This is a genomic window from Saprospira grandis DSM 2844, from assembly GCF_000275825.1.
Taxonomy (GTDB): Bacteria; Bacteroidota; Bacteroidia; order Chitinophagales; family Saprospiraceae; genus Saprospira; species Saprospira grandis_A.
The window spans coordinates 559,380-575,400 of sequence record NZ_JH719942.1 but is presented as its reverse complement, the minus strand read 5'-3'; the positions used below and the strand labels follow the sequence as shown (position 1 = coordinate 575,400).

The 16,021-nt window shown below is 47.0% G+C and carries 12 protein-coding genes; all 12 read left to right on the top strand.

Annotated features, from left to right (window positions below):
• The first annotated feature begins 149 nt into the window (after positions 1-149).
• The 12 genes from SAPGRDRAFT_RS02795 (at position 150) to SAPGRDRAFT_RS02730 (ending at position 15,735) form a co-directional block, all read left to right on the top strand.
• Positions 150-2,399 (top strand): SulP family inorganic anion transporter, encoded by a 2,250-nt coding sequence (locus SAPGRDRAFT_RS02795; protein WP_002657036.1) that lies wholly within the window; start codon positions 150-152, stop codon positions 2,397-2,399.
• Positions 2,400-2,403: 4 nt separating this feature from the next.
• On the top strand, positions 2,404-3,204 hold the full coding sequence (locus tag SAPGRDRAFT_RS02790; protein WP_002657034.1) for a queuosine precursor transporter: 801 nt from the start codon (positions 2,404-2,406) through the stop codon (positions 3,202-3,204).
• Between the two features lie 28 nt (positions 3,205-3,232).
• Positions 3,233-3,970 carry a chromophore lyase CpcT/CpeT gene (locus SAPGRDRAFT_RS02785; protein WP_002657032.1) on the top strand — a complete coding sequence of 246 codons (738 nt, stop codon included), beginning with the start codon at positions 3,233-3,235 and terminating at the stop codon, positions 3,968-3,970.
• A gap of 261 nt (positions 3,971-4,231) precedes the next feature.
• Positions 4,232-6,505 carry a methyl-accepting chemotaxis protein gene (locus SAPGRDRAFT_RS02780; protein WP_002657030.1) on the top strand — a complete coding sequence of 758 codons (2,274 nt, stop codon included), beginning with the start codon at positions 4,232-4,234 and terminating at the stop codon, positions 6,503-6,505.
• Position 6,506: 1 nt separating this feature from the next.
• Entirely contained in the window at positions 6,507-7,010 is a 504-nt protein-coding gene (locus tag SAPGRDRAFT_RS02775; RefSeq protein ID WP_002657028.1) for a chemotaxis protein CheW, read from the top strand.
• Between the two features lie 229 nt (positions 7,011-7,239).
• Positions 7,240-7,623, top strand: a complete 384-nt coding sequence (locus SAPGRDRAFT_RS02765; protein WP_002657026.1) for a response regulator — start codon at positions 7,240-7,242, stop codon at positions 7,621-7,623.
• A complete protein-coding gene (gene cheB, locus SAPGRDRAFT_RS02760; protein WP_002657023.1) occupies positions 7,604-8,653 on the top strand; it encodes a chemotaxis-specific protein-glutamate methyltransferase CheB in 1,050 nt (349 codons plus the stop codon). The genes SAPGRDRAFT_RS02765 and cheB overlap by 20 nt, the downstream gene beginning before the upstream one ends.
• A gap of 335 nt (positions 8,654-8,988) precedes the next feature.
• Entirely contained in the window at positions 8,989-10,644 is a 1,656-nt protein-coding gene (locus tag SAPGRDRAFT_RS02755; protein ID WP_156001813.1) for a chemotaxis protein CheA, read from the top strand.
• A complete protein-coding gene (locus SAPGRDRAFT_RS02750) occupies positions 10,637-11,125 on the top strand; it encodes a hypothetical protein (RefSeq protein WP_002657020.1) in 489 nt (162 codons plus the stop codon). Before SAPGRDRAFT_RS02755 ends, SAPGRDRAFT_RS02750 begins: the two co-directional genes overlap by 8 nt.
• A 3-nt stretch (positions 11,126-11,128) precedes the next feature.
• Positions 11,129-11,971 carry a CheR family methyltransferase gene (locus tag SAPGRDRAFT_RS02745; RefSeq protein WP_002657019.1) on the top strand — a complete coding sequence of 281 codons (843 nt, stop codon included), beginning with the start codon at positions 11,129-11,131 and terminating at the stop codon, positions 11,969-11,971.
• On the top strand, positions 11,968-12,750 hold the full coding sequence (locus SAPGRDRAFT_RS02740; RefSeq protein WP_002657017.1) for a CheR family methyltransferase: 783 nt from the start codon (positions 11,968-11,970) through the stop codon (positions 12,748-12,750). The genes SAPGRDRAFT_RS02745 and SAPGRDRAFT_RS02740 overlap by 4 nt, the downstream gene beginning before the upstream one ends.
• A 351-nt stretch (positions 12,751-13,101) precedes the next feature.
• Positions 13,102-15,735: a TonB-dependent receptor gene (locus tag SAPGRDRAFT_RS02730; RefSeq protein ID WP_002657016.1), complete on the top strand. Its 2,634-nt coding sequence runs from the start codon at positions 13,102-13,104 to the stop codon at positions 15,733-15,735.
• Positions 15,736-16,021 lie beyond the last annotated feature (286 nt).

Below are 16,021 nucleotides of genomic sequence, written 5' to 3'. Positions count from 1 at the left end.
CAGGGCCGAGCAGACCTGCGAGCCACGACAGAGCCCGACCCAAGGCCGTAGGCCGCAGGGGCAGCCCCAAAAAAATAAAAGAAGAACAAGCAGTCTGCAACAGGCAAACTGATACAAAGACCGCATTATTCGCAGTATGGAAAGTAGATATGATAGGACAAAAATTTAGGCAAAAGTGGCGTAGCAACTGGCTGCAAGCCAAACCTTCCTGGCAAGAGGATGGAGTGGCTGCATTTAGTATGGCTATGGTCACCATACCGCTTTGCCTAGGCATTGCCCTAGCTTCGGGAGTTCCGCCCATGGCCGGCTTGTTTTCGGCTATTATGGGTGGGTTGATTGCCACTCTTTTTCGGAGTAGCCAATTGACCATGAACGGCCCCGCAGCTAGTTTGATTGTAGTTACCCTGAGTTGTATAGAGCTCTTGGGCGATGGCAATGCCCTGGCGGGATTTCGGTATTTTTTAGCGGCCACGGTAGTAGCTGGAGTGTTTTTGATGCTCTTCGGCCTTCTGCGTTTGGGCCGTTATGGAGATATATTTTCTAGATCGGTTATTTATGGTGTTTTAGGCGCTATTGGGCTGATCATTTTGGGCAAACAGATGCCGGTGGCCTTGGGCGCCGAGAGCTGGGCCCTCACGCCTATGGAGAGCTTGGAGGAGATTCCAGAGCTCTTTTTGCGCCAAAACCCTATTGTGGGGCTGATTACCTTGGGCTCGGTGGCCCTTTTGGTTTTGCAGGCCTATACCAAAAACCGTTGGATACAGATGATTCCGGGCCCAGTTTGGGTCATTGGTTTTAGTATGATTATGGCTTATGTGCTCAATTTGGATGAGCCGCATACGGTGGAGGCCATGGGCCAAAGCTTTGCTTTGGGGCCCGATTTATTGGTCAATTTACCCGAGAATATTTGGGAAAATGTGGTCTATCCGGACTTCTCGAAGTGGGACCATTTTTACTTTTGGCAGATTGTGGTGACCATCACCCTGATTGTGTCTATTGAGACGGTGATTTCGGCTAAGGCCATGGATAAAATTGATCCTTTGGGCAGACAAACCAACCTGAATAAGGATCTCTTTGCCTGTGGGTTGAGCAGTATTTTTTCGGCCTGTGTTGGTGGCCTGCCCGTGATTACAGCCGTGCCTATGTACTATGGGGCCAAAACCAAATGGGCCAATTTATTTCAGGCCCTGATGTTGGTTGTTTTTGTGCTCTTTTTGCCCGTTTTTGCTAAGGGCGTGCCCTTGGCCGCACTAGCGACCCTACTTATTTTTACAGCCTATAAACTGGCTTCTCCAAAAATCTTTAAGGATACTTTTCGTCTAGGATTAGAGCAGTTTGTGGTCCTTATTTCAACCCTGCTCATGATTCTTTTTAATGGCTTACTTTGGGGAATTGCCTTTGGTTTTGCCGTAACTATTTTCTTGCAGTATAGCCAATCTAATTTAGGGTTTAAGCAGTTTTGGGCCTACCTTTTGCGCCCCGATATTCAGGTAGAAGAGCGGGCCGATGGACAGATTTATGTGGCCATTAAGGGGGTCATCAACTTCATCAATATTTTACAGCTAAAAAACACCCTGCGTTCGGCCAACAAAAAGGACCTCTTGATTTTGGACCTCTCTAACACTCGTTTGGTAGATTCGGCAGTTTTGGAATACCTCAATGAGGAGGTAGAACGCTATGATTTGCCCAACCTCAACTTTGATATTATTGGTTTAGATGCGCATGAAACCTCTTCGCGTCACCCCAATGCCATGCATGTATTGCCCGAAAATAAAAAGCCACAGCTGACCAAAAGGCAGCAGGCTCTGGGCGAATTGGCAGAGGCGAAAAGTGGGCAGTTTTGGCCCGAACTGAGTTGGGAGGTGAATATGCTCAAGCAGTTTAGTTTTTTCCAGACTCGGCCCATTGAGTATAAGCTCAATATGGCTAAGGGGAACTACCAACTCTTTTTTGAATGGGAGAGTTGTGATTTGACCTTTGCCCAGGGGGCGCTTTTCAATGCGCAGGCTTATCATAGTACTATTATTCTTTTGCACCTTCCCTTTAATGCACCGCTTTTTGTTTTGGAGGCCGAAAAAGGCCCCACTAAAATAGGAGCGCAATTATCGGTTTATAAGGATGTCAATTTTACATCCCATCCCCAATTTTCGCATCGCTACCTTTTGCGTGGCCCAAGCGAAAAAGATATGCGTGAGTTTTTTGATACAGATTTGCTCGACTTTTTGGAGAGCCAGCCCACGCACTATATCGAATCGAACGGAACCATGATTTTCATAATGCACCAGTTGCGCTTTGCCTCTTTGCAAGAAATGCGAGAAATGCACAATTTTGCAGAGGAACTCTCTAAAAAGCTCATGTTGAGCTGGCGCAAACAAACTCAAGCACAATTAAAATCTTAGGAACATGAATCATATCATTCAATATAAGGCCAACCGTTTATTTTTGGTCCTAGGAGGTTTCTTTATTGCCAATGCAATTATTGCAGAATTTATTGGCGTGAAAATCTTTTCTCTAGAGGCTAGCGGTGGTTTTGATCCCCTAGGATTGATGATCCTAGGCTATGAACTCAATTTAGATCTTACGGCGGGTGTTTTACTTTGGCCCGTTGTTTTCATTATGACCGATGTCATCAATGAGTATTTTGGTGCCAAAGGGGTGCGCTTCCTCTCGCAGGGGGCTGTGGTCCTTATTCTCTACGCCTTCTTAATGGTCTTTCTGAGTATTGCCCTGCTGCCCGCTAGTTGGTGGCCTAGTAGCCAAGCCGCAAATGGAGGACCAGAAGATATGCAAGTGGCATTTCAAGCTATTTTTGGACAAGGACTCTGGATTATCGTGGGCTCGCTCACCGCCTTTTTAGTGGGCCAAATTGTAGATGTCATCGTTTTTCAACGCATCAAAAGAGCAACCGGAGAAAGCCGCATCTGGATGAGAGCAACGGGCTCTACCCTGGTCTCTCAACTCATAGATAGCTTTGTGGTCCTTTATATCGCCTTTGGCCTAGGCGCCGATTGGAGCTTTGACCGCATCATTGCTGTAGGAACCGTTAATTATATTTATAAATTTACTGTGGCTATCCTCCTAACGCCTTTGCTTTATTGGATGCACCACATTATTGATAACTATTTGGGCAAGAATTTAGCTGATGAACTTAAAGACACAGCACTTCTCCCCGTCAAGGAATCATCTTCAAAAGAAGGAGCCTAGCCTCCTTCAATAACTGATCATCAATCTTATGCAGAAAAAACAGCTATGGGCGATCTTGCTCTTGGTATTTGCCTTGGCCGCTTGTACTGGCGGTAAAAAAGCAGCTAGTTCACTCTACGAAAAGTCAAGCAAATCTCCAGAGGAGATCTCCAAAATATTTAACAAATTTGACCGCCTGAAGTTACAGTTGGCCGGGCACTTTAGTAACCGCCAACAACTCCTAGAAGAAAATAGCGCCGAACCCCCCCAAGAGTTTGTGGTGGTTCCCATTTTTCAATATGACCGCCCAGGAGAGTTTTGGGTCTATCTCGAACTCTTTTCTCCCGATATGAAAGAAAGCCCACTCGATCAACGCATCGAACAGTATGTCCAAATCGACCGAGATAGCTTTCGCCAAGAGGTTTACTACCTCAAAGAACCCGAAAAGTATATCAATGCCTGGAAAAAAAGCAAGTTCCCTAAACTCGATATCCGTAAGGACCTAATCAAAAATCCCGCTTGCGACCTGACTATCATTCATCAGGAACACAAAAAAGGAAGCTTCAAAACCCTAATGCCCGATGAGGTAACCTGCGAAATGCTTACTTCTACTACAGCCGCCCGATATGTCGACCTCATGTATGAAACTACCGATAAAGGCTATACTATGTGGTTTACCTTCTATGATAAGAGTAAACAAAAACTTAAAGCTACAGAAGGCCCCGGCCTGTCTTTCCTCCGCCTCAATCCCGGCGATGAAGGCTATATTAAAGTAGGAAAGAATTAGTCTAAACTATTTGAAAGTCTAATCGTTTTTGCCTATTATTAAATGGGCATTCAAAAGATAGAAAGGCCTCGCAGAGCGAGGCCTTTGCTATTTATTCCCCCCACATTTTATGTATGGAGTCTTGCTAGTTGAGCGAAATTTACTGGCAGAATGATGCGAGTAAAGAACACTCATTTTCTCGTTAAAAAAACGAATGTATCCCCTCACCCCCCAGCTCTAAAGAAGTACCCCCTTTTTTAGAGAGATATAGAAATAATTAGCATGAACTATCAACAAATTTATGAGCAGCTCCCTACGCCTGCAATTATCCTATCCGAAGATCTTCGAATAGCTCTAGTTAATCAAGCTGCTACAGCCTTATTAAAGCAGGAAGCTCAGCAACTCATTGGCGAGTATAGCAGCATTTGCCTGCCTTTTGTGCCACAGGCCCTACAAGCTTACCGCAAAGGAGAACGGCAGGCAAAAGTCTATGAACTTTATGGCTTATTTGAAGGCGTATCTCATTTGCGTGTCCATATTCAAGAGCTGAAAAATGAAGCAGAAACTAAACGTTATTTGCTCTGCCTCGAAGACCAAAGCGAAGAGGCCCAAACGCAAGCTGGATCCCAAGCCCTGCAATTAACCATCGATAAGTCTTTTGGCCGTATTGAGTTTGACCCTCTCGGAAATATTCTCTATCTCAATAATAATTTTGCCCAACTCATAGGCTTTAATTCTGCCCAAGAGGTGATCGGGAAACATCACTCTATCTTTGTAAGCGATAGCTACAAAAAATCTATAGCCTATCAACAGTTTTGGCAGTCCTTGGCCCTAGGCCAAACCCAAGAAGGAGAGTTTAAACGCCAAAATGTTAAGGGCGAAGATGTCTGGATCCAAGCCGCTTATACTCCCGTCAAAAACAAAGAGGGAAAGCTGAGCAAGATTGTTAAAATTGCCCTAGATATTACTAAACAAAAAGCTATTTCACTGCATGCCGAAGCCCTCCGAGAAACCATAGATAGCTCTTTTGGCCGCATTGAGTTTGATCCAGATGGAAATATCCTAGATGTTAATGACAATTTTGTCCAATTGATGGGCTATCACCATAAACGAGAATTAGTCGACCATCACCACTCTATGCTGGTAGATCCCAATTACCGAAATAGCGATAAATACAATCAGTTTTGGGCCGACCTCTCTATGGGCCAAAAACAAGAAGGCGAGTTCCGCCGCATCTCTAAAACAGGAAAAGATATCTTTATCCTAGCGGCCTATACTCCCGTAGAAGACGAATCGGGCCGAGTGACTAAGGTGATCAAAATCGCCAATGATATTAGCCGCCAAAAAGAGGTGGTCCTAGAGGTAAATCGCGTGGTGGCCGCCGCCGGCCAAGAAGGTAATCTGGGCGCCCGCCTCAAGCTAGAAAATGCAAAGGGCGACTGGCTAATGCTGGTCGGTTCTGTCAATATGCTGCTCGAATCAGTCTCTACACCCATCGGCCAACTCGGCAAAATTATCGACCAATTGGCAGAGGGCGACCTCACTGGCCAATTCGATATCGAAGCCCAAGGCGATATCCGCAATCTTAGCGAAGGAATTAACCAAGCTATCCTTAGCCTCAATGGCCTGCTCACCAATACGGCCCAAATTGCCGATCTGCTGGCTACTGCCTCAGAAGAAATGCTGACCAAGGGTGAGGAAATGCAAAGTACGACGAAAGAAGCCGCTTCCGCTACCCAACAAATGGCCCAAGGAGCCCAACAACAGGCCCAACAAACCGATGAGGCCAGCAAGCAAATGGATGAGCTGCTCAAGGCAGCCAACCTGATGAAACAAAAGGCCGAGCTGATTAACCAAGCCGCTCATAAGGGCCAAAGTTCTTCCTCAGAAGGCTTGGCTACCCTCAAACTTATGGTCGATAATATGGAGTCGATCCGCCAATCTGCCCAAAGTACCGCCCAGTCCATTTCGGTCCTCTCCAACCGCTCCGAGGAAATCGCTAGCACGCTCAGCATTATTACCGATATCGCCTCGCAAACCAATTTACTCGCCCTAAATGCCGCTATAGAAGCCGCTAGAGCCGGCGAAGCTGGCCGAGGTTTTGCCGTGGTCGCCGAGGAAATTCGCAAACTGGCCGAGGGCTCCCGCCGATCCGCCGTCAATATCGAACGCATCATCCGAGAGGTCCAAAAAGATATCTATGCCGCTAGCCGAGCTATCGAACTCATGGAGGAAAATGTGAAGTCGGGCGGAGAAGCTTCTAAGGAGGCCGAAGAGGTCTTTAAGGATGTTCAAGAGTCTAATAACCAAACGTTTAGCCTCTCAGAAAGTATCGTCTATTCTAGCAACCAACAAAAGGAAGCCATTGATGCTACAGTCCGAAATATCGAGAAAATTGTCGTCGTCGCCGAGGAAACCGCCTACGGTACCGAACAGGTCGCCAACTCTACCCGAGTGCTCAGCCAAGGGATGAATGAGGTCTCGGCAACTAGTAAGGACCTAGCCGAGGTGGCCACCCAACTCCAAGAGAATATTCTGAAATTTAAATTGAGATAATATGCCCAAAGAGGAAAATCAACAGGCCTATATCTCGCTAGATGAACTGCAACAGGCCGCCCAAAAGGAACGCAAAAAAATAACCGACACAACCAAAAATTCGCAAATCCAATTGGTGAGCTTTGAACTCGGAGAAACCACTTACGCCCTCCCCATTTCTGCCGCCAAAGAGGTGCTGCCCTGCCCCCCTATGGCCAAAATTCCCAAGGCAGCCGCCCATATCCAAGGGGTGGTCAATGTCCGCGGAGAAATCCTAGCCGCTATCAATCTCTTTAACTTGCTCGACCAAAAAATAGGCGCCGAAGAAAAAGTAGGCTTCTTTCTGGTCCTCCAACAAAAAAATAAAAAACAAGGCCTACTCATCCCCAAACTGCCCGAAACCCTTAAGGTAAATGAGCAGGCTCTACAAGCGGCAGAGGGGCTCTTCCAAAATAATCCCTACATCAAAGCCCTTTTCCAAAGCCCTAAAGGAATTGCCGTGCTCCTAGATATTGATAAAATTTAAGCTGCTGTTTTGGGGCCTCCCGCCTGCGGCGGGCGCTACGTTTTGCAGCTCGCAGGTCTGCTCGGCCCTTCGCCAGCTTCGCTGCCTCGGTCTGGCCTTCGGCCACTGCTCCACATCGCTAGGCCAAAACAAAGGGCCTTTGGCCAAAAAACTCGCCAAGGCTCGCCAAAAAATAAAGGGCTAGGCCCTAAATTCATTTTTAATTATTTACCCTCCTCAAAAATCCACTATGAAAAAGAAAGTCTTAATCGTAGACGATTCGCTCTATATGCGTAGCCTGATCCTTAAGTCTTTTCAGGCGGCAGATGAAGAATATGAAGTGGTCGGCCAAGCCGCCAATGGCGAACAAGCTATCGATTTGGCCATGCTCCTTGCCCCCGACCTCATTACCCTAGATAATATTCTTCCCGATATGATCGGTAGCGATATTCTAGAGGTCTTCCAAGCCGAAGAACTAAAGGCCAAGGTCATTATGATTAGCGCCGTAGGCCAAGAATCAGTCATCCAAGATTGCCTCAAATTGGGCGCCTCTGCCTATTTGGTAAAACCCTTTACCCCAGAAGAATTACTCGAGACCGCAAATAAATGCCTCAATGACCAAACTACAGAATAAGCCCAAACGCATCTTATTGGCTGAAGATTCGGCTGTGATGCGCCAGCTAATTCGCTCTTGGTTGGGCAATAATCGAGGATATACCATTGTAGGCCAAGCTAGTGATGGAAAAGAGGCCGCAGAAATGGCTGCCAAATTTCAACCCGATTTGGTCCTTATGGACCTCTTTATGGGCGATTACGACGGCCTTTATGGGGTAGAGCAAATTATGAAATCAAATTGCCCTTGTCCCATTTTGTTGCTCTCTGCAGCCAGCCAAAGCGAAGAGCTTTTGCTCAAAGCCTTGGCCGCCGGGGCCACCGATGTACTGGCCAAGCCCTCTTTGCGCAATGGCAATTTGCAGCATTTTGGTCTAGAGTTGGACCAAAAAATTAAGGCGGCCCTAGCCACTAATTTGGCCCAAAAACCACAGGCTTTTGCCAGCCAAGCCAAACACTCTTTTTCAACAGATTTGCCCTACGAAATGCTTTTGTTGGGCGCGTCTACTGGCGGTCCCGCCACCCTAGAGTTTATTTTGGCCCAATTGCCCGAAAATTGGCCGCTGCCTATTGTTATTGCCCAGCATATGCCGCAGGCCTTTTTGCCCGCTTTTGCCCGCCGCCTACAAAAAATGAGTAAACTGAAAGTTAGTATGGCCCAAAATGGCGAGCGACCAAAACCCAATCAGGTCTATTTGGCCCCAGGAGATTATCATTTGCTCTTGCGGGGAACTCCTAAGGACTACCTTTTTGCTTGGAGCCAAAGAACGCATCCTTCCTATAATTACCCCTCTGTCGATGCCCTTTTTGAATCTGCAGCCGAGCTGATCGGCAAAAGCCTTTTGGGGGTTTTGCTTACGGGCATGGGATCCGATGGGGCCAAAGGCTTATTGGCCATTAAGGAGGCTGGCGGCTTTACGATCAACCAAGATGAAGCTAGCTCTAGCATTTATGGAATGCCCCGAGCAGCTCAAGGAATAGGCGCCAGCCGAAGAGAGCTTCCGCTCTCAACTATTCCGCCCTTTTTGGTCCAATTACTAGATATGGAATAGGCGGCAAAGCCGCCTTGGCCGAAGGCCAAATAGAAGCCCTCCACTTCTATCCTTTAATTTAATTTCCTGCTATTCATCGTTATTTTTCTCCCCCATAGCTAAGGCTATGCCTTTAAAAAATGCCTTGACTAGCTTAAAATTTTTATCAAAGGATGGCCGAAGCGCAGGACTTCCATTTGGCCTAGCGATGTGAAAGGGTGGCCGTTAGGCCAGACCAAGTTTTTGAGCGCAGCGAAAAAACGAAGGGCCGAGCAGACCTGCGAGCCCTGAAACGTAGCGCCCGCCGAAGGCGGGAGGCCCCCAAAAAAAAGTTAAATACAGAAAAAGCAAAACAGTTGGAAACAGGAGATGAGTACAAGGCGATATTTTTAGCAGAAGCAGAACAGCAGCAGGCCGAACTAGAAGCCTTGTTTTTGCAGCTAGAAGCTAGCCCCGAGCGCAAAGACCTCTGGGCCCCTATTTTTAGGTTGACGCACACCCTAAAGGGGAATGCTATGGGCCTAGGTTATGAGGGCATTGCGGCGGTGAGTCATCTTTTGGAAGATTATTTTAAGGCCCTACAGGCTGGAGAATTTCCGCTTTGGCCCGATGATATTGTGCTTTTTTTGCGAAGCAGTGATCTGCTCTCCGATTTGATTTCGGCCATTCGGAAGGAAGAAAAACTGGCCTATAAAGGCTTTAGCACCAAGCTAAAAGTAGCCTTGCGAAAGGCCAAGAAGCGGGAAAAGACGGTAGAGGCGCTGGCTACTTCTGAAGAAAAAGAAGTGTTTAAAGAACCAGCCGAAAACCTATTGGCGCCTCGAGATATTCGGCTTTCGGACCATTTGAAAGTGCCCGTAGAACGGCTCACGCAACTGCTCAATTTGGTGGGAGAGCTCAGTATAGAAAAGGACCGATTGATGTTGGAAGATCAGCAGGAAAAAGGCAATGATTATCGCTTTTTGACCCTACATCGGTTGAGTACAGAGCTGCAATATCAGATTATGCAACTGCGGATGTCTGAGTTGCAGTTGCTCTTTGCCAAATATCCGAGGATCTTGAGCGATTTGTGTCGACAAACGGGCAAAAAGGCCCGCTTAGAGATTCGGGGAGGGCAGACCGAGATTGACCGCAACCTTTTGCCCGTTATTGCCGATGCCTTACAACATTTGTTGCGCAATGCGATGAGCCACGGCATAGAAAAGCCAGCGGAACGCCTATTGGCGGGCAAAGAGGAAGTAGGGACATTATTGCTGCAGGCAAGGACCAATAAGGAGCAGGTTGTTATTGAGCTCACTGATGATGGAGCGGGGGTAGACCGTAAAAAAATTGAGCAAAAACTCATTGAATTAGCTTGGCTAACTGCGGCCCAGTTGGCCAAATTGAGCGATGAAGAATGCTTTGAATACCTCTTTAAATCGGGTTTTTCTTCGGCTAGTGAATTGACCGATTTGGCGGGTAGGGGAGTGGGGCTAGATGCGGTTCGGAATGCGATACAATCTTTGGGGGGCAAACTAAGTTTGTCCACTGTTTTAGGCAAAGGAAGTACTTTTTGTCTGCAAATGCCTTACTCTATGGCCATGCGCACCGTGCTTCTTTTTGAGCAAGACGGGCAAAGCTTTGCGCTTCCTATTGATATGGCGTACTTAGTCTTGAGCATCAAGCGGAAAGAGATAAAGTGGCTGGGCCAAAACTGGATGTGCAACTATGAGGGTGATTTTTATCCGATTCGGGCCTTGGCCCAGGTCTTTGGGCAAAAAAAAGAAGGCATAGCCGAGCTAGATGCAGAGGCAGAGCTTCAGCTCTTGCTTTTGCATTATGGAGGGCAGCGAATGGCCCTTTGGGTAGATCGTTTGCAGCAACAAAAAGAGATTTTTGAACGCAAATTAGCTCCGCCCTTAGACCAGCACCCTTTGTTTAGGCGAGCTGCGATTTTGGGCAATGGCGAAGTTTGTTTGCTATTGACCATAGACACATTATTTGAGGACTTTAAGCGAGAACGGGATGCCTAAACAAGAAGAATTTAGTCAGTTGCTATTGGCGGCTGTACCAAAAATGCTGGAGCTTTTGCAGCGCTATAGCGGGAAAAAGGTAAACTACTTGGGCATAGACTGTCTGGACCAACTTCCGAAGCAGGGGAGTTGTTGGCAAACCCAGCTGAAAGGCCCAATTGTAGGCGCATCTTTTTTGCTCATCCCCCAGGCTTGGAAACAAGTAATTTTGGCCCAAGCAGGGGCGGCTGTCCCTGCCGAAATGGAAGAAGCCTTTTTCCTCGAACTGGACAACATCCTTTCGGGGAACTTTTTGGCCAGTTTTGCCGACCATTATGAGGGCGTAATTTATGGCTTACCCCCAGTGTTTAAAGACTGGAAAGAGATAAGCGCCGAGAGTTGGTCTTTTCGCTTATCTTTTAGCGCAGCGGGCATCCCCAAGCCGGTCTGTATTTATTGGACCGTAGCCGGTGAACGGCTACCCAAAAATAGGATAAAATAAGCTATGAAGTTTTCTACACCTGCAGCAGCCAGCGATGAAGAACTAGCTGCTTTTGTTTCTGCAGTTAAACAGCGTTTTGGTATGGATTTTAGCGGATATGAAGCAAAATCCTTAAAACGGGGACTTTCTCGCTTGATGCTGCGTTATGACTATACTGTACTGACTCAGCTTTGGGGACATATTTTGAAGGACCGCCAGATGATTCAGCATTATGTAGATGAATTGATGGTCAATTTAACGGCCTTCTTCAGAAATCCAGAGCTTTGGCGAGGACTAAGAGACGAACTCCTGCCGGAGTTTAAGTCTAGAAGGTCCATGAAAGTTTGGCATGCAGGCTGTTCCTCTGGAGAAGAAGCCTACAGTATGGCAATCTTGCTCAAAGAGAGCTATTTTTTGCAACAGGCCGAAATTTGGGCCTCTGATCTGAGCCAGAAAATGCTGGATCGAGCAAAAAAAGGCTGCTATTATAGTAATAGCCAAGGCCGTTATTTTAAAAACTATGAAGCATTTAGCCCTCGTAATAGGGCCAGTGCTTATGTTACTTTAACAGAGGACCAAAAGGACTTCTGTATGCACCCTAACTTGAAGAAGAAGATTAACTTTTTTCAACACAATCTTGTCCAAGACGATTACCCCCAAGACTTCGACTTGATTTTGTGCCGCAATGTCATGATTTACTTTGACGAGCGGCTCAAAATGAACAGCCTCAAGCGTTTTTATCAAAGCCTCAAGCCAAATGGCTATCTGATTATTGGCTATTATGATATACTCCCCAAAGCTGGACAAGATTATTTTGAACCCTATTGCTTGAGTCGTCGAATTTATAAAAAGAAGGAATTATTATGATGGTAAGAACCGAAGAAATTGACTCTCTGCTTTCTGGTTTGGCCAATAAATTTGGCGCAGACTTTAAAGGCTATTCCCCAAGCTTTCTAACTGAAAGAGTAGAGTTGTTGATGAAAGCAGAACAGCTTAGCTCTATCTTTTCGCTTTGGAGCCAAATTTTGCGGAATGCTGATTTGGGCCAAAGAACAATTCGCTTTTTGCAGGCTAGAGATAATAGCTTTTTTAATCCTCTTTCTCAATGGCGACATTTTAAGCAGTTGCTAGAAGAAAAGGCAAGCGGAAACCTACGCATTTTGTATATGCAAGTAGGAAGAGGTGAAGGCCTGCACAGTTTGGTCCTTTTGCTAGAGGAAATGGGGCTATCGGCTAAGATTGAGGCTACAGATGTAGATCCTAGCCTTTTGAAAATTGCCAAAAAAGCAGAATACGCCAATTTGCAAAAGCAATTGACCATTAAGTTTCGGTTGCTTTTCCCTAATGGTAATTATAAAAAGTACCTGAGTAGCTCTAGTCCCAACCGCCTTAGCTCGCGTTATCAGAAAAACCTGAGTTATAGCAGCCGAAATTTTTCTAAGATGGTCCCTAACCGAAATAAATATGACCTCATTATTTGTTCGGAGGTGATTAAACGCTATGATGAGAAAAATCGAAAAAAGATTTTGGACCATTGCTATACGGGCCTGAAAACAAATGGCTTACTTTGCCTTGGTCCCCAAGATCAAATTACAGATGAAGCGCATTTTATGCCTTTGGGCATGGGCATTTTTCAAGCGAAGTAAATGGCCCAAAAGGAGCAACCGCAGCCGCCAAGGAATTTTCCTTGGCGGCTTTTTTTTTGTGGGGCCGAGCGAAGCGAGGCCTTGCCGCGCCCAAAGGGCGCAGCCGGCCTAGGGGCCTGTAAGGGTGGCCCATAGGGCCAGACCGACTTTTGAGCGAAGCGAAAAAGGAAGGGCCGAGCAAGCCTGCGAGCCCTGCAAGGGCCCGGCCGCCAAAGGCGGCAGGCCCCAAAAAATCAAAACAGAAAAAGCGACAAAGAAAAACAGTTCTGTATCTTGCGAACTAGGCCCTAGCTACGTTGATAAAAAGTATGGGCCGCCAACGCGCTCTTTCTTTCTGTACAAAAATAAATTATGTCTCGCTTAATATTTTTCTTTTTCTTCTTGGCTTCGCTCCCCTTATTGGCCCAAAAAGGCCGACTCATCGGCCAGCTAACCGATGCGCAAACAGGAGAGCCGCTGCCCTCGGCTGCTATTCGTGTTTACCTCAATGACGAACTGCTCATTGGGCTGGTGACGGATATGGATGGCCGATATGACCTGAGTCTGCCCGCTGGTCCTCGGCTCAAACTAATGGCTAGCTATCTGGGCTTTCAACGCTATGAAAAGCGAGGCCTGCGCTTAAAAGAGGAGGAAGTTTTGCGCTTAGATATTGCCCTGAAAACCTTGGATGATGCGGTTCCAGAGGTAATTGTAGAGTCGTTTTCGGATAAGGAAGCGGATGCTTTGCGGCTGTCTAGAGATGATATTCAGAATATTCCAACCACGACCATGAGCCTAGAGTCGGTGCTTTTGTATACCGCAGTAGGGGTGGCCAATCGCAACGAATTTTCCTCTCAATACTCGGTGCGAGGCGGAAACTATGATGAAAATTTGGTCTATGTCAATGGCTTTGAGATTTACCGCCCATTGCTCATTCGCTCGGGCCAACAGGAGGGCCTGAGCTTTCCCAATCCCGATATGCTCAATGAATTGGCCTTCTCTTCGGGGGGCTTTAAGGCTGAATATGGCGAGAAAATGTCTTCGGTTTTGGATGTCCGCTATCGCCGCCCTAGCCGCTTTGAGGCCAGAGCTAGCGGAAGTTTATTGGGCGGATCGCTCTATTTGGGTGGGCGAACAGAGGGCAACAACGCCCTGACCTATACCCTGGGCGCCCGCTATAAAACAACCCAGTATTTATTATCGAGCTTAGATATTAAGGGAGAGTATGTCCCCCGATTTTTAGATCTGCAGGCCGATTTGATCTATGATTTGGGCAAAAACTGGCAAATAGAAGCCATCGGAAATTATAATACGGCCCAATTTCAACTGATACCTGAAGAATCGGCCAGCACGAGCGGCTTATATAATTATGCGATACGCCTCAGCTCGCTCTTTGAGGGCCAAGAAATTTCTAGCTTTAATACCTATATGATGGGAACGGCCTTGGCCTACAGTGGAAAACTAAAGGTCAAAACGATTCCAGAAAAAAAACTGACGATTCAGGAAAATAGCCGCCACCGCATCTTATTTTCTAACTACCAATCGCAGGAGGATGAACGCATTGATGTGATCAATAATTATCGCTTGGAGGAGGTGGAAACTGGCCTGGGCGCCGATAATTTTGGCGATGTGCTGGGCACTTTGGCCTATGGCGAAACCCATCAATATGCCCGAAACTACCTGACGGCCAATGTGATTCAGGCCAAATATGTGGGCGCCTATAGCTATGAGCGCTTCAATGACTCGACCTTTACCGAAAGTAAACAGCTCTTAAAGTGGGGCTTGACCTACAAAAATGAGTTTATCCGTGACGACCTAAAGGAGTGGACCAGCTTCGATTCTTTGGGCTATACGCTCCCCTTTGACACGACGGCCATGCCTGTTTTTGAATACATCCGGACCGATACGCAGCTGTTGACGCATCGCTTTTCGGGCTTTCTACAAAATACTTGGGAGTACAAAAATGATCGGCACTTTTTGCGGAGCACCCTCGGCCTGAGGGCCAGTTACTGGAGCCTGAACGAAGAGTTTTTGCTGGCCCCCCGATTTCAGCTCTACTATAGCCCGCTTTCACAGCATCATGCCATGAGCGATACGACCCATTGGAGCAAGGATTTGACCTTTAAGTTGGCCCTAGGAGCCTATCATCAACCCCCTTTTTATCGGGAGTTGAGGAATTTAGAGGGCGAAATCAATACTTCGGTCCGCGCACAGAAGTCGGTCCATATTTTGGGCGGTGTCGTCTGGGATTTTAGCTGGTATAAGCGCAAATTTAAGCTGATTTCAGAGCTTTATTATAAGCATCAATGGGACCTAATTCCCTATGATGTGGACAATGTTCGGATTCGCTATTATGGCGATAATCTGGCCAAGGGCTACATAACGGGCTGGGATTTTCGCCTCAACGGAGAGCTGGTCAAAGGCCTCGAATCATGGGTCAATTTCTCTTTGTTGCGCGCCCGCGAAAGCCTTAATGGCGTAGACCATAAGGTCTATACCCTAGAGGGCCAAACTATCGATACCAGCACGGTTGATTATGTCTCTAAACCCACCGACCAGCTCTTCATTTTCTCTATGTATTTTCAAGATGAGCTGCCCGGCGCCGAGTGGTTCAAGGTCAATTTGGCCTTTACCTTGGGCAGCGGCATGCACTATGGCGTGCCCAAAGACAATATTGTGGCCCGAAACCTCTACCGCTATTCCCCCTATCATCGCATCGATATTGGCTTTAGCCTCTCGCTTTGGGATCGCGCCAAAAAGGCCCAAGAAGCCTATAAAGACAAGAGTTTATCCTTGGCCATGGCCGAACAAGCCCTCAAAAAAGATAGCAAAAATCCTTTCCGCTACCTGCGATCGGCCTGGCTGAGCCTAGAGGTTTTTAACCTGATGGCGGTGGGCAATGTAGCCTCCAATACTTGGATCAAGGACTTCACAAATACCAGCTATGCTATCCCCAATTATCTCTCTTCTCGCCGACTGAACCTGCGCTTTCGTCTAGATTTTTAATGAGGTTTTGGGGCCTCCGCCTCCCTTCGGTCGTCGGCGCTACGCTTCAGGGCTCGCAGGTCTGCTCGGCCCTGCGGCCTGACGGCCTTGGTCTGCGGCTTCGCCGCCCCCTTTCGCATCGCTAGGCCAGTCGCTTCGCTCCTTCTAAACGCAAGAATTTAATCTTGCTGTAGCTTTGAGCCTACAGTTATGGCCGAAGGCCCCAAACAAAAATAAAAGAAACAACAGTTGCAAAACCCCAAAATAAGGGATAACTTTATTGCGTATAAAAAACCTAAGTTTTCAC